At 59.5% G+C, this 23418-nt stretch carries 23 protein-coding genes; 9 read left to right on the top strand and 14 right to left on the bottom strand.

Features of this window, described 5'->3' with window-relative positions; translation table 11 throughout:
* Positions 1–166: 166 nt before the first annotated feature.
* The gene (locus MT962_RS09190) at positions 167–1387 is read right to left on the bottom strand and encodes an amino acid deaminase (protein ID WP_247365450.1); all 1221 of its coding nucleotides are present in this window, start codon (positions 1385–1387) and stop codon (positions 167–169) included.
* Between the two features lie 201 nt (positions 1388–1588).
* On the opposite strand from MT962_RS09190, the gene MT962_RS09185 reads away from it, so the two are divergent.
* The 3 genes from MT962_RS09185 (at position 1589) to MT962_RS09175 (ending at position 5069) form a co-directional block, all read left to right on the top strand.
* A complete protein-coding gene (locus MT962_RS09185) occupies positions 1589–3040 on the top strand; it encodes a D-aminoacylase (RefSeq protein WP_247365449.1) in 1452 nt (483 codons plus the stop codon).
* Positions 3037–3432 (top strand): RidA family protein, encoded by a 396-nt coding sequence (locus MT962_RS09180; protein ID WP_024561543.1) that lies wholly within the window; start codon positions 3037–3039, stop codon positions 3430–3432. The genes MT962_RS09185 and MT962_RS09180 overlap by 4 nt, the downstream gene beginning before the upstream one ends.
* Before the next feature lie 149 nt (positions 3433–3581).
* Complete coding sequence (locus MT962_RS09175) at positions 3582–5069, top strand: sodium:solute symporter family protein (RefSeq protein WP_024555695.1); 1488 nt, start codon at positions 3582–3584, stop codon at positions 5067–5069.
* Positions 5070–5106: 37 nt separating this feature from the next.
* On the opposite strand, the gene MT962_RS09170 is transcribed toward MT962_RS09175, so the two are convergent.
* Complete coding sequence (locus MT962_RS09170; protein WP_024561544.1) at positions 5107–5970, bottom strand: MurR/RpiR family transcriptional regulator; 864 nt, start codon at positions 5968–5970, stop codon at positions 5107–5109.
* A 234-nt stretch (positions 5971–6204) separates the two neighbouring features.
* Between MT962_RS09170 and mqo the strand changes: the two genes are divergently transcribed.
* Both mqo and MT962_RS09160 read left to right on the top strand, forming a co-directional pair.
* Positions 6205–7857, top strand: coding sequence for a malate dehydrogenase (quinone) (gene mqo / locus MT962_RS09165; protein WP_247365448.1), 1653 nt, complete (start codon positions 6205–6207; stop codon positions 7855–7857).
* An 84-nt stretch (positions 7858–7941) separates the two neighbouring features.
* Complete coding sequence (locus MT962_RS09160) at positions 7942–8775, top strand: TraX family protein (RefSeq protein ID WP_247365447.1); 834 nt, start codon at positions 7942–7944, stop codon at positions 8773–8775.
* Here MT962_RS09160 and MT962_RS09155 read toward each other — a convergent pair whose 3' ends face one another.
* The 4 genes from MT962_RS09155 to MT962_RS09140 all read right to left on the bottom strand — a co-directional run bounded on the left by MT962_RS09155 (position 8776) and on the right by MT962_RS09140 (position 11717).
* Positions 8776–9198 carry a DUF6691 family protein gene (locus MT962_RS09155; protein ID WP_024558213.1) on the bottom strand — a complete coding sequence of 141 codons (423 nt, stop codon included), beginning with the start codon at positions 9196–9198 and terminating at the stop codon, positions 8776–8778.
* 11 nt (positions 9199–9209) lie between these two features.
* On the bottom strand, positions 9210–9638 hold the full coding sequence (locus tag MT962_RS09150) for a YeeE/YedE family protein (RefSeq protein ID WP_024561547.1): 429 nt from the start codon (positions 9636–9638) through the stop codon (positions 9210–9212).
* A gap of 182 nt (positions 9639–9820) precedes the next feature.
* Positions 9821–10867, bottom strand: coding sequence for an SDR family oxidoreductase (locus MT962_RS09145; protein WP_247365446.1), 1047 nt, complete (start codon positions 10865–10867; stop codon positions 9821–9823).
* A gap of 133 nt (positions 10868–11000) precedes the next feature.
* The gene (locus MT962_RS09140; RefSeq protein WP_024558216.1) at positions 11001–11717 is read right to left on the bottom strand and encodes an SDR family oxidoreductase; all 717 of its coding nucleotides are present in this window, start codon (positions 11715–11717) and stop codon (positions 11001–11003) included.
* 180 nt (positions 11718–11897) lie between these two features.
* On the opposite strand from MT962_RS09140, the gene MT962_RS09135 reads away from it, so the two are divergent.
* Complete coding sequence (locus MT962_RS09135) at positions 11898–12788, top strand: AraC family transcriptional regulator (protein WP_024558217.1); 891 nt, start codon at positions 11898–11900, stop codon at positions 12786–12788.
* Here MT962_RS09135 and MT962_RS09130 read toward each other — a convergent pair whose 3' ends face one another.
* Both MT962_RS09130 and MT962_RS09125 read right to left on the bottom strand, forming a co-directional pair.
* Positions 12789–13127 carry a hypothetical protein gene (locus MT962_RS09130; protein ID WP_024558218.1) on the bottom strand — a complete coding sequence of 113 codons (339 nt, stop codon included), beginning with the start codon at positions 13125–13127 and terminating at the stop codon, positions 12789–12791.
* A gap of 42 nt (positions 13128–13169) precedes the next feature.
* The gene (locus MT962_RS09125) at positions 13170–14336 is read right to left on the bottom strand and encodes an MFS transporter (protein WP_247365443.1); all 1167 of its coding nucleotides are present in this window, start codon (positions 14334–14336) and stop codon (positions 13170–13172) included.
* A gap of 1 nt (position 14337) precedes the next feature.
* Between MT962_RS09125 and MT962_RS22230 the strand changes: the two genes are divergently transcribed.
* On the top strand, positions 14338–14463 hold the full coding sequence (locus MT962_RS22230; RefSeq protein WP_268743933.1) for a hypothetical protein: 126 nt from the start codon (positions 14338–14340) through the stop codon (positions 14461–14463).
* A gap of 2 nt (positions 14464–14465) precedes the next feature.
* Here the strand turns inward: MT962_RS22230 and MT962_RS09120 are convergent, their stop codons facing one another.
* Together MT962_RS09120 and MT962_RS09115 are read right to left on the bottom strand one after the other, a co-directional pair.
* A complete protein-coding gene (locus tag MT962_RS09120) occupies positions 14466–15371 on the bottom strand; it encodes a hypothetical protein (protein ID WP_188723680.1) in 906 nt (301 codons plus the stop codon).
* Positions 15372–15390: 19 nt separating this feature from the next.
* Positions 15391–15873, bottom strand: coding sequence for a type VI secretion system tube protein Hcp (locus MT962_RS09115; RefSeq protein WP_024557940.1), 483 nt, complete (start codon positions 15871–15873; stop codon positions 15391–15393).
* 729 nt (positions 15874–16602) lie between these two features.
* Here MT962_RS09115 and MT962_RS09110 point away from each other — a divergent pair.
* Complete coding sequence (locus MT962_RS09110; RefSeq protein WP_247365442.1) at positions 16603–18321, top strand: ATP-binding cassette domain-containing protein; 1719 nt, start codon at positions 16603–16605, stop codon at positions 18319–18321.
* On the opposite strand, the gene MT962_RS09105 is transcribed toward MT962_RS09110, so the two are convergent.
* The 3 genes from MT962_RS09105 to MT962_RS09095 form a co-directional block, all read right to left on the bottom strand.
* Positions 18318–19526 carry an MFS transporter gene (locus MT962_RS09105; RefSeq protein WP_247365440.1) on the bottom strand — a complete coding sequence of 403 codons (1209 nt, stop codon included), beginning with the start codon at positions 19524–19526 and terminating at the stop codon, positions 18318–18320. The two genes, MT962_RS09110 and MT962_RS09105, sit on opposite strands and share 4 nt — an antisense overlap.
* Before the next feature lie 168 nt (positions 19527–19694).
* Complete coding sequence (locus MT962_RS09100; protein ID WP_247365438.1) at positions 19695–20891, bottom strand: major royal jelly family protein; 1197 nt, start codon at positions 20889–20891, stop codon at positions 19695–19697.
* Positions 20892–20943: 52 nt separating this feature from the next.
* Positions 20944–21945, bottom strand: a complete 1002-nt coding sequence (locus tag MT962_RS09095; protein WP_024557944.1) for a zinc-binding alcohol dehydrogenase family protein — start codon at positions 21943–21945, stop codon at positions 20944–20946.
* A 272-nt stretch (positions 21946–22217) separates the two neighbouring features.
* Between MT962_RS09095 and MT962_RS09090 the strand changes: the two genes are divergently transcribed.
* Positions 22218–23171, top strand: coding sequence for a LysR family transcriptional regulator (locus tag MT962_RS09090; protein WP_024557945.1), 954 nt, complete (start codon positions 22218–22220; stop codon positions 23169–23171).
* A gap of 41 nt (positions 23172–23212) precedes the next feature.
* On the opposite strand, the gene MT962_RS09085 is transcribed toward MT962_RS09090, so the two are convergent.
* Complete coding sequence (locus MT962_RS09085) at positions 23213–23416, bottom strand: YdgH/BhsA/McbA-like domain containing protein (RefSeq protein ID WP_188723676.1); 204 nt, start codon at positions 23414–23416, stop codon at positions 23213–23215.
* Positions 23417–23418 lie beyond the last annotated feature (2 nt).

Below are 23418 nucleotides of genomic sequence, written 5' to 3'. Positions count from 1 at the left end.
CGCCGCTTTCATTAGTTACAACATACTAATGAAAGCGATGGCGGTGCCCGCATAAGGCGCCGCGCCCATTCTTTACTTACAGGGCGGATCGGCGCCGCCGCCCTGTGCCTGTGTAACGCAGCAGCGCTTCGCTAACCGGCTGGACAAAATCCATCTCAAACCGCTATCAGAACAGCGTATCCAGCTCGTCGATAACGTTGTACTCGTCATCCACCAGCAGCAGCGTTTTCCATTTATCAAACGTCAGGCAAGGGTGCGACGTGCCGAAAATAAGAATATCGCCCACCTGCACATCGGTTCCGGCGCTTAACGTCACCATGCAGTGCTGGTCCATGATGCCGACGCTGGTGATGGAGTGCGGCGCTAACGCCTGCGCCTGTCCGTCGCGGTAATGCGCGATAGGTTGCGGCAGACCGGCGTCGAAGGCGCAGTCGCGCTTGCCGAAATTCACCACCGCGCGGCCCGCTTCCGGCACCGACTGCACCATCGCCACCAGTTCAAGCGCCGACGTCAGGTCGCCGCCGAGATCGCAGGCGACACTGTCTCGCGCCATCAGCGCCTGCTGCGCGTCGGCGTAAATGCCCTGGTCGTGCGTGATGTAACAGCCCGGGCGGATAACGATGCGGCACTGCGACGGTTTTTCCACGCTTAACCAGACGTTGCACACCACGTCATACCAGACGGTGCCCGCGCCGGTGAGAATAAACTCGCCTTCGACGAAGCTTTCCATCGCGCAGGCGAGGCGGGCCGCTTCACGCAGCAGCGCTTCCACCTGCGGCTGCGGATTGTCGCCATGCAGCACCCCTTCGTACAGCTCCAGCCCGCGCAGGCGCAGCCCCGGCATGTCCGCTATCTTCTGCGCCAGCGTCAGCGCCGCCTCGCTGCTGCGACAGCCGCAACGTCCGCCCGCCACGCCCAGTTCCACCATCACATCCAGCGTCTGGTTTTGCGCGCTGAAAAAGGCGGAGAGCTGACGGGCGTTAGCCAGGCTGTCTACGCAGCAAAGGTAATCCACGTCGCGATAGTGGCGCTTGAGCTGCGAGATTACCGCCATGTTCGCCTTGCCGACGAGCTGGTTCACCATCAGCACGCGCTGTACGCCGCTCGCCATCGCCACGCTTGCCTGCCAGGCGGTGCCGACGCCAATCGCCCAGGCGCCCGCCTGCTGCTGCGCCTGAAAAATCCACGGCGTCATGGTGGTTTTGCCGTGCGGCGCAAGGGACACGCCGCGCGCCCCGGCGTAGCGCTGCATCCAGTCGATATTGCTGAGCAGGGCGGATTTTTTGATAACGGCGGCGGGCAAGCAGACCTCTTCAGCCAGCACGTTAGCCGGGGCGCGAACGGGCGCCGCTTTGTGAGGTATCAACGTCTCGGAGTGATATTTCATAACATTTCCTGTTCGGGTTATGTGGCTGGCAACAGTGCGGTAACATTATTAATTGATTGAAAATTAAAAATAAAATATGAATTTTGTGCTTTGTTTGAATAAAAGTATCAGAAAATCATCTGGATTTTGCGTAGTTTTCCACTGTTTTTTCAGCTTGTAAATGCTTAACTTGTGACCAGAGCAAAAAGGGAGCGAGAGGCTATGAAGGTTGACTGGCTATTTAAAAACGTCACTGTCATCGATGGCAGCGGCGGGCCGCAATACCACGCGGACGTGGCGGTAAGCGGCGACAAAATTGTGGAAATCGCGCCTGCCATTACGGCGCAGGCAGAGCAGGTGATAGACGCAGCAGGGCGGGTGCTGGCGCCCGGTTTTATCGATGTGCATACGCACGATGACATCAACGTTATCCGCATGCCCGACTACCTGCCGAAAATCAGCCAGGGGATCACCACCGTGATTGTCGGCAACTGCGGCATTAGCGCTGCCTCCGCCACCATCCCGGGCGAGGTGCCGGATCCCATGAATCTGCTGGGGGAGAAAGCGCAGTTCGTTTACCCAACGGTGGATGCTTACGCCCACGCGCTGGAAGCGGCCCGTCCTGCCATTAACGTTGGCACGCTTATCGGCCACACCACGCTTCGCAACAACCACATGGACTCTCTGTTCCGCGCCGCCGCGCCGCAGGAGATAGCGCAAATGCGCCAACAGCTTCGCCACGCGCTGCAACAGGGGGCGCTAGGCCTGAGCACCGGGCTGGCTTACGCGACGGCGTTTAACGCGCCCACGGAAGAGGTGATGGCGCTGGCGGAAGAGCTGGCGGCGGAAAACGGCATCTACACCACCCATCTGCGTTCGGAGTTTGAGCCGATTCTGGAGGCGCTTGACGAAGCGTTCCGCATCGGCCGCCACGGCAACGTGCCGGTTGTGGTGTCGCACCACAAATGCGCTGGCGCGAAAAACTGGGGGCGCACCCGCGAGACGCTGGCTTTCTTTGATGCGATGCGCAAGCGCCAGGAGATCGCCTGCGACTGTTATCCCTATTCCGCGAGCTCCTCAACGCTGGATTTAAAACAGGTTACGGATGAGTTCGACATCGTTATTACCTGGTCGCAACCTGAGCCGGAGCAGGCGGGCAAAACGCTCAGCCAGATAGCCGCCGCGTGGGGCGTCAGCCTGCCGGAGGCGGCGAAACGGCTAATGCCCGCCGGCGCTATCTACTACAACATGGACGAGCAGGATGTGCGCCGGGTGATGCAATACCCGGTCACGATGATAGGTTCCGACGGTTTGCCAAACGACCCGATGCCGCACCCGCGCCTGTGGGGCGCGTTTCCCCGGGTGCTCGGGCACTACTGCCGCGATGAACAGCTTTTTCCGCTGACGACGGCCATACACAAAATGACCGGCCTGTCGGCGGCGCGCTTCCAGTTGCCGCAGCGCGGGCTGATTAAAACGGGCTATTTTGCCGACCTGGTGCTCTTCGACCCGGAGACGGTGCGCGATGTCGCAAGCTTCGCTGACCCGAAGCAGCCCGCGGCGGGCATCGAGGCGGTGATGGTCAATGGCGTGATGAGTTACGGGCAGGATAAAAAAGTTATCGGACGGGCGGGGCGTTTCCTGCGTCGTCAAAACGCTAAGGAGCAAGTATGAGCATTAAACGTTATGGAACCGAAGGCGGCACCGGCACCGGCGGGCAGCATCTGCCCTTCGCCCGCGCCGTGGAGGCGGGCGGCTGGCTCTATGTCTCGGGTCAAACGCCAATGAAAAACGGCGAAGTGGTGGAAGGAGGCATCGTCGAGCAGTCCCGGCTGGCTATCCAGAACTGCGTGGAGATTATGACCGAAGCGGGCTTTACGCTTGCGGACGTGGTGCACGTGAAGGTGATCCTGACCGACGCCCGCTATTTCACCTCTTTTAATAAAGTGTTTAAAGAATTTTTCGGCGACCATCCGCCTGCCCGCATCTGCTGCGTGGCGGATCTGGTGGTGGACTGCAAAGTGGAAGTCGACGTGACCTGCTATAACGCAGCGCGCGCCAAATAACAGAACGACCCGATAAAAAATGATGCGTACGTCAGGCGGATTTTATTCCGCCTGTATCCGGCTTCCCTGCGCCGTTTTCCGGGCGGCCGTTTCTTTCAACCTATACTCTTCGCGCGGGCGAAAGTATTTATACTGTCTGGACGTGAGCAATGAATAATATGTCATTTCTGGTTTGGTTTACCGTATACGCCTGCGCCATGATAACGCTTGGCTGGTATGTTTCGCGGCATCAGAAAAATGGCGATGACTTTCTGCTGGGCGGGCGCTCATTGCCGATGATTTTAACCCTCGGCTCCACCGTCGGCACGATGGTGGGCACCGGTTCGAGCGTCGGCGCGGTGGGCTTTGGCTACACCAACGGCTGGGCGGGCATGCTTTACGGTCTTGGCGGCGCGGCAGGGATATTGCTGGTGGCGTGGTTATTTGCGCCGGTGCGTAAATTACGCTTTATGACCATGAGCGAAGAGATTTCTTATTACACCGGCGGCAGCAAAATAATTAAAAACCTCGTGGCGGTATTAATATTTATCGCCTCTATTGGCTGGCTGGGAGCGCATATTCTCGGCGGCGGTTTATATCTCGCCTGGGCAAGTGGAATAGATATTAATGTCGCCAAAATTATTATTGCGCTGGCGTTTGTGGTGTATGTCGGCATTGGCGGCTATTCCGCCGTGGTCTGGATAGATACTATCCAGTCCGTTGTCTTGTTCGTCGGCTTTATTTTAATGGCGGTGCTGGCAGTGCAGCATGTGGGCGGCTGGGCCAACATCCAGCAGGCGGTCGACCCGGCGGCGCAAAGCCTCTTCGCGGTAGACAAACTTGGGTTTTTACCGGCCTTCTCGCTCGCCATGGTGATTGGCGTGGGCGTACTGGCGACGCCTTCTTATCGCCAGCGCATCTACTCCGCCAAAACCGTCTCTTCAGTGCGCCAGTCCTTCACCATCACCGGGCTGCTCTATCTGCTGTTTTCCTTCCTGCCGGCCATTATCGGCATGGCGGTCTGGACGATGAATGATCATCTGGACAACAGCGGGTTCGCCTTCCTGTTCGCCACCCAGGTGTTGCCGCCTGCGCTGGCGATGGCGGTGCTGATTGCCGGGATGTCGGCCAACATGTCCTCCGGCAGCTCAGACGCCATCGCCGGGGTGTCGATTATTCTGCGCGACCTCTACACGATGATAACGGGCCATATGCCTGCCCCGGAGAAAGCCATTCGCCTGTCGCGTATTTTCCTCGTGCTGGTTATCGCGCTGGCGCTGCTCTTTGCAATGACCTCGAATGACATCATTAGCTACATCACCAAGATGATATCGATGATCATGTCAGGAATGTTTATCTGCTCGATTCTGGGCCGCTTCTGGACGCGCTTTAACTGGCAGGGCGCGCTGGCGGCGCTGGCGGGCGGGGCTGGGGCGTCAACGGTGGTGTTGATGAACGACAGCTGGCTCGCTTTCTGGGGCAACCCGTGTCTGCCTTCCGTGCTGACGAGCCTCGTCTGCGGCGTGGTCGTCACGCTGGTGACGCCTGCGAGCGCCCTTAGCCGCGAAGAGGCGCTGGAGATGATAACCCGCGAGCGCGAAAGCCAGCCGGAGGCGCCGCCGCTGCCGATTGGCAAACGCAAGGCGTCCCAGGGGTAAGCGTGAAAAACGCCTGGCGAGCGCGTATCGCCACTCCCTAGTCCCCCAGCGGCTGGCGGTCCACGCCGCCGCGGTGGCTGTCGAGGGCAAGCTTGATGCGGCGCAGGCGGTCTTTCGTTTGCGCCTTATTCGCCATCGCCAGTTCGGTGGCGAGCACATCCACCATCGCCAGCATCGCATAGCGCGAGGTGCTGGGCTTGTAGATGTAGTCGTTCTCCCGCACCAGCAGCGGCAGCACCAGGTCCGCCTGTTCGGCAAGCGGCGTTTCAAGCGGGGTAATGGCGATGACTTTCGCGCCGTACTGGCGGGCTATCGCTGCGCTTTCGGTTATCTCTGGCGTGAACCCGCCAATGGAGAGCGCCAGCACCACATCCTTTGGCGTCACCGCCGAGCACATCATGCGCACCAGCAGGCCGTCATTCTGGCTGACCACCGGCAGTCCCAGACGAAACAGGCGATGCTGTAACTCCTGAGAACAGATAGTGGAGCCGCCGCCCATACCGATGGCGAGAATTTGTCGCGCCTGGCTAAGCCAGCTGACTGCGGTGTTAAGCGACTCGCTGTTAAGCGCCCGGCGATTGGTCTCCAGCACGCTGATTATCGATTCATAAATGCCCTGCACGCCTTCCAGGTCCGGCACTTCCAGGATAAAGCGCTGCCCCACGGCGAGCGACTGCGCCAGCTTGATTTTCAGCTCGCGCACATCCTTGCAGCCCAGGGCGCGGGCGAAGCGGGTGACTGATGCCTGGCTGGTGCCGGTCAGCCGCGCCAGTTCGGCGATGGGCAGGTCCGCCGCGGCGGCGATGTCGTCAAGGATAAACTGGGCGATGCGCTTCTCGGTGGCGGTCAGTTCCACAAAGCGGTCGGTAATGCAGGAGATGATGTCAATGGAGTAGGCCATATGCAGTATCAGTCAGCGTTTGAGAGAATGATACTTTGTACCATAACTTGCATTTAAAGGCGGAAACAATCTCCGCTTCGCCCGGTCGGGAAGGGGGCGGCACCCTGTGTTGTCGCATAAACACGTATATAAAGTAGGGCTGTTAACATTTTGTTGAAAATGACTTTCAATTGTTAATTTACCTGTTAAAATAATTGCCTAATTTTTCAAATGTAGTTGATGATTTTTACGCAAATGCCACAACATAAACAGATTGTTCCTGCTTTATCCCTTCTTGCAGTACTTGTTGCTTCAAATGCTTACGCAGAAAACACCACGGAAAAAACCGATGTGCTGTTAATCGGCGGCGGCATCATGAGCGCGTCTCTGGGCACCGTGTTACAGGAAATTCAGCCTGACTGGAAACAGATAATGGTTGAGAAACTCGACGGCGTTGCGCTGGAGTCCTCTAATGGCTGGAACAACGCCGGTACGGGCCACTCCGCCAACATGGAGCTGAACTACACGCCGGAGCGTCCGGACGGCACCATCGACGTGAGCAAAGCGCTGGAGATCAACGAAGCGTTTATGATCTCTCGCCAGTTCTGGTCCACCCAGGTGAAACGCGGCGTGCTGCATGACCCGCACTCCTTTATCAACTCCACGCCGCACATGAGCTTTGTCTGGGGCGATAACGTAGATTACCTGGCGAAGCGTTATAAAGCGCTGCAGCAGACTACGCTGTTCCAGGGGATGGAGTTCTCCACCGATCAAAACCAGATCAAAAAATGGGCGCCGCTGATTATTGAAGGCCGCGATCCGAAGCAGAAAGTCGCCGCCACCTGGACACCGGTCGGCACCGACGTCAACTACGGCGAGATAACCCGTCAGCTGGTGGGCAGCCTGAAGAAGCAGAACAACTTCAAGCTGGAAACCTCCTCTGAAGTCACGGACTTCAAACGCAACGACGACAACTCCTGGCATGTCACCATCACCGATGTGAAAAGCGGCGATGAGCGTGCGGTAGACGCGAAGTACGTGTTTATCGGTGCAGGCGGCGGGGCGCTGAAGCTGCTGCAGAAAACCGGCATTCCGGAAGCGGATAACTACGCCGGCTTCCCGGTGGGCGGTTCGTTCCTCGTGAGCGAAAACCCGGAAATCGCCCGTCAGCACGGCGAGAAAGTGTATGGCCAGGCGTCCGTAGGCGCGCCGCCGATGTCGGTACCGCACCTGGACGCCCGTTTCCTTGACGGCAAGCGCGTCGTGCTGTTTGGGCCGTTCGCGACCTTCTCCACCAAGTTCCTGAAAAACGGTTCATTCTTCGACCTGCTGAGCACCACCACCACCAAAAACGTTATCCCGATGACCGATGTCGGCCTGGATAACTTCGATCTGGTGAAATACCTGATTGGTCAGGTGATGTTAAGCGACGAAGACCGCTTCGACGCGCTGAAAGAGTACTATCCGTCCGCGCGTAAAGAAGACTGGAAACTGATCCAGGCTGGCCAGCGCGTGCAGATCATCAAGAAAGATCCCGAGAAAGGCGGCGTGCTGAAACTTGGCACCGAAATCGTGACCGATGAGCAGAAAACCGTGGCGGCGCTGTTGGGCGCTTCTCCGGGCGCATCCACCGCGGCGCCTATCTCACTGAACGTTATCAAGCAGCTCTTCCCGGAGCAGTACAAGTCCGCCGAATGGCAGAGCAAGCTGCGTGAAATCGTACCGACCTACGGCCAGAAGCTGAACGGCAATGTGGCGCTCACTCAGCAGGTCTGGGATGAAACCGCCGCTACGCTGCAGCTGACCAAGCCGCCGGTGATTCAGATGAAAGAGGCGCAGCCGTCCATGCCGCAGGCAAAACCGGCGCAAGCCGAGCAAGCGCCTGCCCAGCATGACATGGCGCTGTAAGTAAAGCCTGACAAAAACCCCCGTCGCCCTGCGCCGGGGGTTTTTTTATGGGCTGAAGAGGGAAAGAAAGGCGGCGCGGAGCCGATGAGCTACACTGATCGCTTGCAACCCTTTGTTAGCGAACGGCCTTTACCGATTAGCGGTCTTTCAGGGAATAAAAAAGCGATGATGAACGATCCGCTGTCACTGAAGCTCAGCCCCGGCGCTATCGATATGGCTAAGCTGCTGGCGCTGCTGGCCATGATTATCGACCACGCCAACACCATTTTTCTCTCTCCCTCCAGGCCTGAGCTGTTCGCCTTCGGGCGCATGGCTTTCCCGCTGTTTGCGCTAATCTGGGCATTAAACCTTCACCGCCAGCCGTCGCGTTTGCAGGCGCGGGCGAATCGGCTGTGGCTCTGGTCGTTCATCACCCAGCCGGTTTTCTGGCTGGCGTTTCGTGAAATCCACTACGGGTATGCGCTGAATATTCTGTTTGTTTTCGCAGGCGTAACGCAGCTCTTCGCCTGGGCATACCGCTACCAGCAGCGGGGCGTGGCGGCGGGGACGGTGCTGCTGTGCCTGCTCGTCTGGCCGCTTAATTTCGCCAGCTACGGGCCGCAGGGGATTATCCTGACCCTCTCGCTGGCGGTGCTCTTCTCGCCGAAACTGCAGCGCTGGCGCGCGCTCGGTCTGACTGGCGCCGTCGTCGCGATGTTGATGTTAAACGGCATGTACCGTGTTGCGCAGCAACCGCTCGATACGCTGACGTATTACATTCTGCCTACATTAGTCTTGCCTTTCGCCGGGCTGTATCTGGCCGCGAGGCTCAGGCCGGAAGGGTCGCCGCGCTTTCTGCCGCGGCAGTTTTTCTACTATGCCTATGCCGGGCATCTGCTGATCTACGGCGTGCTGCTCACGATACTGGAGAAAGCCTGATCAGTTTCGCCCGCGCGCCTTCTCCAGCCCTTCGAAGATCAGCATGCCCGCCACCATCGCGGCGACGAACGCGATGCCTTTAACCTCGCCGAGCCCCATCAGCACCAGGCCCGGTCCAGGGCAGATCCCCGCCAGGCCCCAGCCCACGCCAAACAGCACCCCGCCGCCGAGCAACCGGCCATCAATACGCCGTGTTGCAGGGATATGCATTTCGTCGCCAAAAACCGGGCGCACGCGCTTTTTCGCCATGCGAAAGGCGAAAAAGGCCACGCTGATGGCGCCGCCCATGACAAACGCCAGCGAAGGGTCCCACAGCCGGGTGATATCAAGAAAACCGAGCACCTTAGCCGGGTTGGCCAGGCCGCTAACGAGCAGCCCAATGCCAAACAGCAAACCGGCAAGCAACGCAAAGAGCGCATTCATGGTGTTCTCCTTCAACGCCCGCTGCCGAGCAGCCAGACAGTGAGGAACGCCACGGCGGTAAACGCCAGGGTGGCGACCAGCGAACGTGGCGAGAGCCGGGAAAGGCCGCACACGCCGTGGCCGCTGGTGCAGCCGGCGCCGTAACGCGTGCCGACGCCGACCAGCAGGCCCGCCAGAATTATCAGCGGCCAGCCCGCGTCGATGCGGGTTTCCGGCAGGGTTGTAAAGAGGCGGTAAAGCCAGGGTGAGGCCGCCAGTCCCAGCAAAAAGGCGACTCGCCAGCGCTTATCGGGCGCGGCGGTGGAAAGAAGCCCGCCGAGGATGCCGCTTATGCCGGCCACCCGGCCGCAGAAGAGAATCAGCAGCCATGCGGCGGCGCCGATGAGCATCCCGCCGAAAAAGCTCTGCAGCGGGGTAAAGTGAGTAAGATCGAGAGTCATGCTTCACGCCTTTTCCCGTGGTCGGGAGCGAAATGGAGAGTACGGACGGGCTTCAGCCTCCACAGGCTAGTGTAGTGTGCCGCAAAGGGGGAAGGTGCTGCGCGCTTCTCACTTCAGGGCGTCACAGGGCGCGAAGAGTGATTCAGGCGAGAAAGCGAGGCGGCCTCCCGCCTCTTCAGGTTTTACGGAATATAGCGTTGTTCGCGCAGCGCCTGCAGCCGGTCGATAAACATCTCTTCGCTGTCGATGCAGTCAGCGAAGCCGTGCTGGCGCGCTTTAATGGTGCTGGTGATATTGTCGAAGGTGGTTTTCAGAATGAAATCCCCGAACCGCCAGGAGACTACTTTTTCGTAAGGGTAAGGTTGTAGCCCGTGCGTCCGGGTAAGTTGCTCCCACAAAGGCCCTTTGTCCGCCATCATCTGCTCAAGGGAGAGAGGGAACGGCTCGCCGACCGGCACGTCAAAAAAGGCGGCGATGCGCGGCCAGACGCGCGACCAGCGGAAATAGTCGCCGTTGGTGATATTAAACACTTCGCCCCGGCAGGCCTCGTTCTCGCCCGCCCAGTCGATGGCGCTGGCGAGAATGCGCGTGTCGGTGACCTGGTAGAGCACATCGTATGCTTCGCGCGGGCCGGGGAAGGACATCGGCACGCCCAGCGCCTTCGCCAGCGTTCCGTAGACGGCAATCACCATCAGCAGGTTCATCGGGTTGCCCACCGCCATGCCGATGACCGCCTCCGGGCGCAGCGCGGTCCATGACCAGGCTTTGCCGACAGCGCGTTCGCGCAGAAAATCTTCCTGATCGTAATAGAAGTTCGGCGGCATATGACGCGGGTCGCTCTCTTTCGCCGGCGACGGGAAGGCGCCAATATGCGCGCCATAGGCTTTCCCGCCCTGCATCAACGTCACGTGATTCAAATGCGGCGCTTTCGCTTCCAGCACCTCCACCAGGTTTTTCAGCATCAGCAGGTTGGTTTCCACCAGTTCGGCGGGGGTGGGTTTCTCCTGGTAAGCGGCGAAAACCAGGTGGGTGGCTTCCGGTACCTGGGCGAGCATCGCTTCGCAGGCATGTCTGTCGGTGAGATCGACCGGCAGGTGTCTTGCGCGGGTGGGAAAATCGGGCTGGCTGCGCGAAAGCGCGACCAGCTCCACATCCTGCTCTTCAAAATGGGCCAGCACGCCGCGCCCAATTACGCCTACGGCGCCGGCGACAACAACGGTTTTTTTCATAACGACTCCAGTAAACCTGACGCCCGGTGGGCGAAAAGACCAAACTGGAAGTGTTGTTGCCAGGCGCGCGGGCGTCAAATTAAGGCGCAGGAAAAGCCCTCCGGGGCGTGGTCCCCGGAGGCGAGCTGAAGGCTCAGTAAGGGCTGGCGGTAGGGCGCACGATGATTTCGCTAACGTCGACGCCATCGGGCTGCGCGATGGCCCAGCCTATCGCTTTTGCAATGGCCTCGGCAGGCAGCGCGACGCGGCGGAAATCCACCATCGCTTCCCGTGCGGAAGTATCGGTAATGTGGTCCGCCAGCTCAGATTCCACCACGCCCGGGCTTACCACCGTGACGCGAACGGTATCGGTCTCCTGGCGCAGCCCGTCCATAATGGCGCGAACGGCGAATTTACTGGCGCAATAGACGGCGCAGGAAGGCCAGACCAGGTGCGCGCCTATCGACGCGACGCTGATAATCTGCCCCTGCTTTTGCTGCTCCATGACGGGGAGCACGGCGGCGATGCCGTGCAGCACGCCGCGAACGTTGACATCCAGCGTCTGGTTCCACTCATCGGTTTTGAGGGCTGAAAGCGGCGAAAGCGGCATAATCCCGGCGTTATTAACCAGCACGTCGATGCGGCCATACTGCGTGAGCGCGTGCTGCGCCATTTTTTGCAGATCTTCAGGTCGGGTCACGTCCACTGCCAGATAGTCGATATTGCTGAACTCCTGGCTCAGCGCCTGTAAGCGATCCGTACGGCGGGCGCCGATAATTAACTGATGACCTTCGCGGGCGAGCAGGCGAGCCGTCGCTTCGCCGATACCGCTGCTGGCGCCGGTGAGCAGAATAACTTTTGACGTTTGCATCGTTTTATCTCCATAGCTGAGTGGGATAGTTCATGAACGATGCTAAAGCGTGCGCAGCGGATAAAAAAGCGCCATTCTTATCGCATGATTGCCTGATCCTATCGGGGGGCTTCCCCTTTCGGGCGCAGAGCGGCAAAGTTGTTGCACATTCATAACTCACGCCACAGAGGAGGGTGCCGAATGAACGAAATGATCGCGCTGCTGGAAAAACTGGCGCCGCAGGAGGGGTACACACGCTCGTTGCTGGATTGCGTGCGATTTATGCGCTCAGACCGCCCGCTGGGCCGCACGCCGGTGGTTTATGAACCCTGCATCGTGATTGTCTGTCAGGGGGCGAAGCGGGGCTATCTGGCGGACAAAGTCTACCATTACAACCCGCAGCATTACCTGGTGCTTTCCGTCCCGCTGCCGTTTTCCACCGAGACGGAAGGCAGCCCTCAGGCGCCGCTGCTGGGTGTTGCGGTTTCGCTGGATATGACTGTGCTTTCAGAGCTGGTGATGTCGCTTGGTCACGCCCAGGCGAGCTACCACGAGGCGCCGGAAGGCATCATCTCCACGCCGCTGGATGAGAGCCTGACCGACACCACCCTGCGCCTGCTGCGCGTGCTTTCCTCACCGCAGGAGGCGCGCATCCTCGGGCCGCAGGTGGTGCGCGAGCTTTACTACCGGGTGCTGGTGGGGGAGCGCGGCGGCGCAATCAAAGCGGCGCTGGCAAGCCAGGGACATTTCGCCTCCATTTCCCAGGTTCTGTTGCGCATACATGACGATTACTCGCAGCCCTTTAACATCAGCGAGCTTGCAAGCGAAGCGGGGCTCAGCGTGCCGGTTTTTCACCGGCAGTTCAGGGCCGTCACGCGCACCACGCCGCTGCAGTACATTAAATCCGTGCGTCTGAACCAGGCACGGCTGCTGATGATCCGCGACGATCTCAGCGCCGCGTCCGCCGCTTTCAAAGTCGGCTATGAAAGCCCTTCGCAGTTTAACCGCGAGTTCCGCCGTCTGTTCGGGCGAAGCCCGGGGGAAGAGGCGCGGGAGATGAAAGCGTCGCTGGCGCTGCTGCCTGCGGTGTAACTAGCGCTGCATTGCGGCGGTCAGCAACGGGGCGCAGGCGGCGGGGTTCTGCCGCGCGCGCTGCTTCTCCTCTTCGCTTAACTGCGCCCAGCGGTGAATAACGGCTTTCGCCAGCGACGGGGAAAAGTGCGTTTTTTGCAGCGCATAATCGGTATTGCCGCCTTCGATAACCTGCTCCATTTGCGAAAGGGGCGCGCCGGTGCCGGCTTTGTTAACCGAACAGAACACCGCGGCGTAGTAAGCCTTCTCCTCATCGCTGTAGTGCGGGCGCAGCCACCAGACCAGCAGCAGGGCGACAGCGACAAGCGGGATGAGAACGCGAAGCGACAAAAGTTTCATGGGATAACCCTGTTAAGCCGTAAACCCGCCATTATAAAGCCGTTACTTAAACTCTGCGTCTACAACGCGCTGACGCTGCGTTTGCGTGGCGGGCAGCAGCATCGCCAGCAGCGCGACGCCGCTGAAAATCCACAGCGCGATGACGGCGCCTGCGCTGTCCAGCAGCAGGCCGAACGCCGCCGCGCCCGCTACCTGGCCGATGGCGAGCATCAGGAACACCGCCCCCAGTCCCGCAGCCGGGTCATCGCCCGCCGCGTTGACGCCGCTCACCAGCAGCACGCCCGAGAGCGTGATATAGGCAAAGCCGTAGAGTGCTGCCGCCAGATAAACCAGCAGCGGGTTATGCGTTGAGGCCATCAGCAGCAGAAAGGCCGCCGCCGTCAGCGCCTGCATCATCCGGTGGATGCGGTTGATGCCAAAGCGGTTAGTCAGATAACCCGTCAGCAACCCAAAGCAGCCGGTGATGCCGGTAATCAACCAGAGCAGCGTCACCGTTCGCGCTTCCATCCCGGCGAGTGACGCAAACATCACCGGGCCGAAGGTCCAGTAAGCGGCGCTGGCTATCCCGCTCAGGAAGGCCACGCGCAGCGGAGGGCGTAAGGCGGGCGAAAGAAAGGCGGCGCCCTGCGCTTTTAGCGAAAACCTCACGCCGCTGGCGCCGCCGGGAATGACTTTCAGCGCCAGCAGGGTGGGGATAAGGGTGGCGAGCGTGAAGCAAAAATAGATAACGCGCCAGTTATCGGTCAGCGCCAGCACGGCGAGCGACGAAAAGATAATGCCTCCCCCCGTGCCCGCGTTAATCAGGGTATTCACGACCGGACGCTGGCTTTCCATGACCTTCCGGTTGACCGCCTCCGCCATCGGCGGCGAGACGAGCCCGGTGCTGAGCCCGGCGCAGATAACGCCCGCCATCAGTCCGCCCGGGCTGTGAGACAGGGCAATTATCCCCATGCCCGCCATGGCGAACAGCCCGGCGAGCAGCGCAGGCAGACGGGGGCCGGTGCGGGCGGTGCAGACAGAGGCGAAAACAATCGCCACGCAGTAAGCGGCAAAGGAGGCGGAGGAGAGCGTGCCCGCCAGGGAGAGCGATAAGCGAATATCCGGCATGATAGCCGGCAGCAGCAGGCCCCAGGAGAAGCGGGCCAGCCCGTATGCCGCAGCGATAAGCGCAAACCCGGTCAGGGCGAGGAGTTTGTTTCCGGCACGCAAAATGACCTCCCGACAGTCAGTCGACTACGCAAAGAGTGTAGTGCGCGTTGGCGTCTTGCGTGACGAAGGGGGCTGGCGGGCGGCGAAACAGAAGGAAGCGGCGCGGGAATGCCGCCGCTACGAATAAGACTACAGGCGGCTTGCGACGCTCTGCAACACTTCCATATCCATCTGGGTTAACTCTCTGGGTTCGCTGCGCAGCGTTTCCAGGCGGATAAACCACGGGTCGTTATTGCGGATAATCAGTTTGGTTTTGATGTTGTAATGCTGGCTGGCAAAATCTTCCTGCACCAGCTTTTCAACGGCGCTGAGATTCTGGAATACCGTTGTGTTATTCGGCCCGCGCGTAAAGCGGTTCGGGTTGGAGCTTAGCCCCGCCTGCAACTGTGTCGCCGCTTTTTCCGGATCTTTCACCACCTTATTGTTGGTCTCCTCAAAAAACTTATTCACCTTGTTGCGCGCCTTCACTATTTTCTTCACCGTTTCGATAAAGCGCTTGTTGCTGGCCACCTGGCTGTCGGCAAGGCTGTTGCGTAGCAGCACCAGCGCGCCGCCGGCTAAGGAAGCCGCGCCTCCGGTTGCGGTTAACGCGGCGCGCACCGTGGTGGTGGTGGTGGCGGCCACGGCGGCGGCGATTCCGCCCCCCATGGTGGCGAGACCGCCGACGGCGTTTAATATTTTGCTGGCGTAGTCATATTTAATTTTGGTGCTGTCTTCATAGACATTCCCGCCATACCCGCGGCCATAGGGAACCGAAGTATTAAAGCGTTCAAAGAAAGCCCGGTTATTTTGTACGGCGGTATTGGCGGGCCGGTTTAGCAAGCCCATTTCAATATCATTGCCGCGGTTATTTCGCCCGGTAAAGACCAACTGCTCATAAGCGTACATTACCGTGCGCTCATCAGAGTTTTCGAACTGATAAAGCGTTTCTTCATCAAGCTCATTCACAAACGCAACCATGCTATGCAATTGTTGCGTATTAAAATAAGAGTGATCGGCGAGAAGGGCATTTATCATCGCATTAATTTCTGCCACGGGAATGACTCCTTACGCATCAAATTTCTTTGTTTTGCTTAATATCCCATCCCGACTTCGTTTCGGCGGCTTTGGTCCCCTGGCTCGACTGTTCCCAGTAATGGAAATTCACTTTCGACGCCTGGAAGTGGTAATTCACCAGCACGGTGTCCGTATGGCCGACGCCGGTAAATTCCGTGCGGGTAACAAGCACGTCCTCAAGCACCACGCGGGAGTACTCAACCTGCTGGCCGCCTGCTTTGCAGATGGAAAGCTCAACCTTAGTCACATGCTTGCCGCTGGCGCAGAATTTCAGAATGGCTGGCGTGGCTTTATCTACCATAGACTGCACGGTTAAATCGTGAAAATTGACTTTGCCCGCGCCGCCGCCGCCGCCCACCGCCATATTGCCCGGCTGCGAGGCGCCCCAGTTAAAAGAGAGCACGTCAAGCCAGTTCTTATGATTGGAATCTTTCGATTCGCCGGTCACGCCATCCACTTTCAGGAACATATCAATAGCCATGTAGTACTCCTTTTTAACCGGAAGATAAGGTGAATAAGAAATGCTTAAGAATTAATTTTCCGGCTTCACTCTAATTTTATTAATTTCGCTAAACAAGACTGACCGCTAAATTAAGATAAATCGCAACGCTGAGCCTTGCTATAAAAGAGAACTATGAATTTTTTATTACGAAACGGCTGCTTTTATTACATGAGAATAAGTTATGAAAAAGCGAAAGATTTACTTTGCATTCAAATAGTATGCGTTTGATATTATATTGTCGTGGCGAAAAAATAGTTCCTGACTTTAGCTATTTAGCGGCGAAACTGGGAAATTATATTTAGGTTTATTTCATAAGAAAAAGTGCTCGCGGTTTTAAAAGGCGCCGAAAGGCATAAGCCATAACGCTTCACGCTTATTGGCTGAAACAGGAACCTGGCGTGCCGACACGGTCACGTTTTCACAACGAAAGGCGTACGGTGGGCTGGCGCTTCACGGGCTGACGCTTTATAGTCGCTCAATCCATTCACTTAACGAATAAAAAGGAGGAATGCTATGCCGATGTGTGAATTGTTTGTTCACTCACACCTCTATGGTGATTGGTCTCGCTCGGGCATTACCGGTATCGTGCTGCGATAATCCCGCCTGAGCGAAGCTTTCCAACACCTGTTCTTCTCTCCGGCTTACCGGATTGTCGTCAGCGAATTTTGACGACAGGCATCCTTATGCCTGCAAATCACGGGTAAGCATATGAGCACTCTGCTTTCTGTTCATGCTGTCGGCTATGACAACGCCTTCGGCACACTCCTGCATGACATCTCCTTCGCCATTAAAAAGGGCGATCGTATTGGGCTTATCGGCCATAACGGCAGCGGCAAAAGCACGCTGTTGAAAATCCTCAGCGGCGAGCTTGCCGCCAGCCGGGGCCGCGTGACGGCGTCTCACGCCTGCCTGCTGGCGCGGGTTGAGCAGTCCCTGCCTGACTCTCTCTATTCCTGTTCGCTGCTGGACGCCCTGCTGGCGCGCCTGCCGCCCGCGCAGCGCGAGGCGGAGCGCTGGCGCTGCGAAGCGCTGCTGGCGACTATCGGCTTTTCCCCGGCGCTCTGGTCACAGACGGCAGGGGCGCTCAGCGGCGGGCAGCACACCCGTCTGCTGCTCGCCCGCGCGCTATTACGCCAGCCGGACCTGCTGTTGCTGGATGAGCCGAGCAACCACCTCGACCTGCCCACCTTGCTCTGGCTGGAGCGCTTTCTGAAAAGCTGGGGCGGCAGCATGGTGCTGGTTTCCCACGACAGCCGCCTGCTCGACAGCGTCACCAACTGCACGCTGATCCTGCGCGATAAAACGCTGCAGTTTTTCCGCCTGCCCTGTACCGCCGCCCGACAAACGCTTAAGGCGCGGGATGAGGCGGACGCCTTGCGCCATCAGGCGGAGCAAAAGGAGATTGAACGCATCGAGAAAAGCGCCCGGCGCATGGCGCTGTGGGGGCGTGATTACGACAACGAAGGGCTGGCGCGTAAAGCCCAGCAGATGGAAAAACGGGCCGACTGGCTGAAAGAGACGCAAACCCGGTTGACGGAAGGGAGCGGCTGGCGGCTGCGATTGCAGGGAGAAGCGCTGGAAGCCGACCGGCTGCTGGATTTGCCGCGCCTTGCGGTGCGCCCGTCCGCCGACGCGCCGGTTCTTTTTACGCTTGATCCCCTGCAGGTGAAAAGCGGCGATCGCATCGCCATCGTCGGGCGTAACGGCGCTGGCAAATCGTCGCTGCTTCAACATCTGTGGGGCGCCTGGCAGGCGCAGGAACAGGCGCTGTTTCATCCGCGGCTGCGGCTGGGCTATTACGATCAGAGCCAGCGGCAGCTCGACGATGAAGAGACCCTGAGCGAAGCCCTGGCCCGTTTTTCTGCCGCTGACGACGAGCAGCGCAAGCGGGCGTTAATCAGCGCCGGTTTCCCTTATGCGCGCCACCTGCAAAAGGTGGGTGCCCTGAGCGGTGGCGAGCGCTCGCGCCTGCTGTTCATCGGGCTGACGCTTGGCCGGTATTCACTGCTGTTGCTGGATGAGCCGACCAACCATCTTGATATGGAAGGCAAGGAGGAGCTGGAGGCGACGCTTCGCGAATTCCAGGGCGCGGTGCTGCTTGTCACCCACGATCGCCGCCTGATTGAGCAAAGCTGCAACCGGTTCTGGCTTATCGACCAGCAGAGGCTTAGCGAATGCCATGCGCTGGAGGAGGTTTATGAACGGCTAGGCGGGGAGCAGGGCGGCGCTTGCGCGCGGCCTGCGCCGGTTGCAGAGCGTCATGCCGCGGCGCAGGAAGATGAAGAGTCGCTGCTGGCGGCGCTGCTTACGCTTGAGGAAAAACTTCGCGAGGATACCGCACGCAAGCCGAAGCATCAGAAACCGGCGCTTCAGGCCCGCTGGCGGGCGCAGATCGAGACGCTAAGCGCCCGGTTGAATCTGCGTTAAGTTTTACGGCCGCCGTAAGGCGGCCTTTTTTCAGGCGCGAAGCGGGTAACCAGCAAGGTAAGCAGACAAAGCAGCGCACCGGCGTAAAACGTCGAACCGGAGCCCCAGATATCCCATAATAGCCCGGCGCCCAGGCTTGCCAGCAATAATCCTGCGCCGCTCAGCAGGCTGAAGATGCCAAACGCCGTGCCCCGTAAATCCGCAGGCGCCGTGCGGGCGACCATCGCATTGAACAGCCCTTGCGTCATGCCCATATGCACACCCCACAGCGCCACACCTGCGATAATCCCTTGCCAGCCCTGGCTCATGGCAAGGGTAATATCCGCCGCAATCAACACGAGCAGCCCCAGCTGCAACAAGCGACGGTGGCTTAGCGTGTCGGACAGGCGGCCAAAAGGGTAGGCCGTCACGGAAAACACGACATACATCGCCACCATCACCAGCGGGATCAGGGCAAGCGGGATGCCCACCTCCTGCGCTCTGAGCACCAGAAAGGCTTCGCTAAAGCGGGCCAGGGTAAAGACGGCGCCAAGGCCTATCACCTGCCAGCAGTCGCGGCCCAGCCGTTTGAGATTTTCCTTTTTAATAGGGTTGCTTCTGCGGTGCTCAACAGGCTTTCGCGGCTCATGCAGCCCGAAACAGAGCAGCCCGACGGCGAGAAACGCGGGGATAACGGCCACCCAGTAGACGGAGCGGAAATCGTTATGCCACAGCAGCATCAGCCCGACCGCCAGCAAAGGGCCGAGAAACGAGCCCGTGGTATCCAGCGTCTGGCGCAGGCCGTAGGCGGCGCCACGGATATCCGGCGGCGTGACGTCCGCCACCAGGGCGTCGCGCGGCGCGCCGCGAATGCCTTTGCCGAGCCGGTCGATAATCCTGGCGCTGAAAACCATCCCGGAGGTGGAGGCGAGCGCAAACAGGGGTTTGCTCACCGCGCCAAGGCCGTAACCGAGCACGGCAAGCCCTTTACGCTTGCCGATATAGTCGCTAATCACGCCGGAAAAGACTTTAACGCACAGCGCCGTGGCTTCGGCGAGCCCTTCAATCAGGCCGATAACCACCACCGGCGTTCCCAGCGCGGTCGCCATAAATAACGGCAGCAGGCTGTGGATCATCTCTGAAGAGATATCCATCAGCAGGCTGACAAAGCCGATTATCCAGACGCCGCGAGGAATACGGCGCAGGGTGGCGAAGCGGGAAGACATCGCAGTTCCTTCAGGGGTAATCGCAGGGCGTAGTAAATACTATATTCCGTTACACGCTGATAAGGTAAGCGGTGACGTTGTTATCGGTTTTGAAAGCAGGCAACCCTGATAACGAGTCCAAACGCAAAGGCCTGGCGACGCCAGGCCTTTTTCTCTCTACGCCTTAGGTTAACGCGTTGGCGCAGGCGCGGCGTTAATGCGCACGCGCAGCAGGGCGTATGGTTTCTGGCGCAGATCCTTGCCGGCGTGGAAGCCTGGCTGGCGGTTTAACTGGTTTACCGTGAAGTAAAGGTAACCGTCCGGGCCGACGGAGAGGGTGTCGGGCCATAAAATCTGCGGGCCGTGGACGATGGTGCGCCATTCGCCGCCAGGCTCGCGCTTGCGGATGCTGTTTCGCTCGTAATCGCCTGCGTAAACCGCGCCGCTGGCGTCGGCTTCCAGGCCGTCCGACGCTCCTTTCTCACCCAGGTCCTGCACGGCGGCGGAGAGCTGCGCCTCGCTGACGTTCGGGTCGCGCAGCAGCGCGGTGGAAATCGCATACAGATAGCGGCTGGAGAGCGGGCTGTAGTAGAGGGTTTTGCCATCCGGCGACAGGGCGATGCCGTCTGAGGCGACGCTGAACGGCGCGGTGGAGCCGTCGGCATGGCGCTGTAACAGCGTTTCGCCTTCCACTACCGGGACGAAGCCTTTCTCCGGCGACGTGGAGCGGTCTCCGGTCAGGCGTCGGACGGCGCTGCCGGTGGCGAGATCCACCACAATAATGCCGCCGGTGCCGGAAAGCGACGAGTCGGTAATATAAGCGACGCCCGCTTCGCCGACGCGAAAGTCAAAGCGCACGTCGTTAACGTAGGTGGTGGAACGGATAACCTCCGCCGGGAAGATAATGGTTTTTACTACCTTATTGGTTTTGAGATCGATAGCCACCAGCTTTGCGCCGCCTTTCACCGGTTCGGCGAAGCCAGGGGCGGCAGTATCCAGCACCCAAAGGCGGCCCTGTCCGTCGGCCACCACGCTCTGCACGCTCAGAAAACGCTCGCCCGGTTTGGCATCGTCCGGCTGGTTAATCTCGCGGTTAGGATACGCCGTTAGCTGATTGCCTTTCACTTCAGCGACGGTAAAAGGCACGTCGTCGCCCCAGCGCGGGAAGTTAACAAAAATGCGGCCTTCTTGCGTCACCGTCACGCCGGTAGGCATGGCGCCGTGAAAGGTGGCGACCACTTCAGGCTGGCCGATGGCGCGATCGCTTGCTAATTCGCTCAGGGTTAACGGCTGCGCCTGGGCTGTGGCGCTCAGTAAAGCAGGGCCGGCAACAGCCAGCGAAACGGCCAGCGCCAGGGCAGGCCGGGTAAAACGACGAGTACGCATGGGATAATCCTTGTGGTGATGGCCAGGCGCGTTGCCGCGCCCGGCGACGTTATCAGAAGCCTTCCAGCACGATTTTGCCGCGCGCTTTACCGCTTTCGATAAAGGCGTGGGCGCGGCGCAGGTTTTCGGCGGTGATCTTGCCGTAGTGCTCGCCCGTGGTGGTTTTCAGCGTGCCGTCTTCAATCAGGCGGCGAACATTTTCCAGAATGTCGCTCTGGCGGCGGATGTCCGGCGTGTTAAACAGCGAACGGGTGAACATCAGCTCCCAGTGCAGCGAGACGGCTTTGCGTTTGAGCGGCACGGCGTCCAGACTTTCCGGGTCGTCAATCAGCGCCAGACGGCCCTGCGGCGCCAGCGCGTCCACAATCTGCGGGTAGTGTTTATCAGTATGGGTCAGGCTCGCCACATAGCGTACCTGCGTAATGCCGATGTCGCGCAGCCCGTCGGTGAGTGGGCGGGTGTGGTCGATAACGTGATGCGCGCCGAGGGATTTCACCCACTCCGCGGTTTCCGGGCGCGAGGCGGTGCCGATAACCGTAAGCCCGGTGAGTTTGCTGGCAAGCTGGGTGAGTATTGACCCGACGCCCCCGGCGGCGCCGATGATAAGCAGCGCGTCGCCTTCGCCGTCTTTCACTTCCAGGCGGTCGAACAGCAGTTCCCAGGCGGTGAGCGAGGTGAGCGGCAGCGCGGCGGCGTCGGCGTCGCTTAAGTTTGCGGGCTTATGCCCGGCGATGCGCTCGTCCACCAGACCGTACTCCGCATTGGAGCCGGGGCGGGTAATTGAGCCTGCGTAATACACGTCGTCGCCTGGCTTAAACAGGGTGACGTTTTCACCCACGGCCTCGACGGTGCCGACGGCGTCCCAGCCCAAAATGCGCGGTTTGTCGGTGGGCGAACCGGCGCGGACTTTCGTATCCACCGGGTTCACCGAAACCGCGCGGATTTTCACCAGCAGGTCATGGGCGCCAGGCTGCGGCTTCGGCAGCTCCATTTCATAAAGGGATTTCGCATCGGAGATAGGTAACCCGTTCTGGCTGTATACGATGGCTTTCATGGCGTCTCTCTTCTTATTTAAGGATGAAGGCGGCCTTTGCCGCCGGTGATACGCAGCGTACTGCCAGGGGATACAGAGAAAAACCGGCGTAAACGAGCAGCACTTTCTCTTTTGCAGTGAAAATCAAAACGCGGCGCGCCGCGCATGCCGCCATTGAGGGGCTTACCAGAAAGCGCCATAATCCTTTCAAATAATTACCAAAAGCGGCGGGTCATCGCGGGCAGGCTGGCCCCGCTGCTGACGGCTGTAGGGCTAAAGGTTCGGGAGAAAAGATGATTCGGCTGGAAGATGTCACGCTGTTTGTCAGGTCCGCTGCGCTTGGCAGCTTTTCTAACGCCGCCCGCGAGGCGGATCTACTGCCAGGCCAGGTGAGCGCCGCGGTGCACCGGCTGGAGCGCGACCTCGACAAGCGGCTGTTTGTGCGCTCTACGCGCAGCCTGCGCCTGACCGCCGAAGGGGAAAAGTATTTGCCCTACGCCCAGGAGTTGCTGGCGGTGGTACAGGCGGGCGCGGAAAGCCTGCACAACAATGAGGATGAGCTGCAGGGGGAGCTGAAAGTGGCGGTGCCGTCCGATATTGGCCGCAACATTCTGCTGCCGCTCATCACGACGTTTTGCGAACAGCACCCGAAAATTTCGCTGCGCCTGTTTCTCTCCGACCAGCGAAGCGACGTCTTTCGCGACCCGGTGGATGTGGCTATCCGCTACGGCGCGCTGGAGAACAGCAGCTACGTGGCGCTGCCGCTGGCGGAGGATAACCGCCGGGTTATGGCCGCTTCGCCGGATTATCTCGCGAAACACGGGCGACCGGCGACGCTTGACGAGGTGGCGCAGCACCACTGTTTGCTCTTCACAATGAACGGCCACGTTTATGATAAATGGAGCTTTCCGGAAAACGGCATGCGCCGCCAGCTGCATGTGAAAAGCCGCCTGCTGTGTGACGATGCGGACGTGGCCCGCCGCTGGGCGGTGGAAGGGATGGGGATCGTTTATAAATCCTGGATTGACCTCAGCGCCGACGTGCTGGCGGGCAGGCTGGAGGTGTTGTTGCCGCAGCACCCTGGCGAAGCCGCGCCGTTGAGCCTGATATGCCCGCACCGCAAGCAGTTCTCGCCCGCTATTCGCCAGCTTCACGGCGCGTTTCGCGACCATCTGAAAGCGATTACCGGCCTGCTGCGCACCCATCCCGCTTTTCGCGTTAACGCCGTACAGGCGGCTGAAAAATAAAAACCCGGCGCAAACGCTGCGCCGGGTTTCTTCTCTCAGGCTTATTTTTGCAGTTCAGCCGTCATATGCACCTGGTTGCCGTTAAACGCTTCGGTGATTTTATAGGACGCGCCTGCCTGGCGGGCCTGTTGCGCGATTTGCGCTTCTGCGTCGTCAATGGTGGCGGCGGTGGCGCTGATGCTCTGCGCGAAGCTTACGGAAGTCATCAGAGAAAGGGCGGCGATGGCGAATTTTACGGTTTTCATCT

The organism is Franconibacter sp. IITDAS19 (genome assembly GCF_023079515.1).
GTDB classification, from domain to species: Bacteria; Pseudomonadota; Gammaproteobacteria; order Enterobacterales; family Enterobacteriaceae; genus Franconibacter; species Franconibacter pulveris.
The sequence above is the reverse complement of the archived record's forward strand: the minus strand, read 5'-3'. Positions and strand labels throughout refer to the sequence as shown.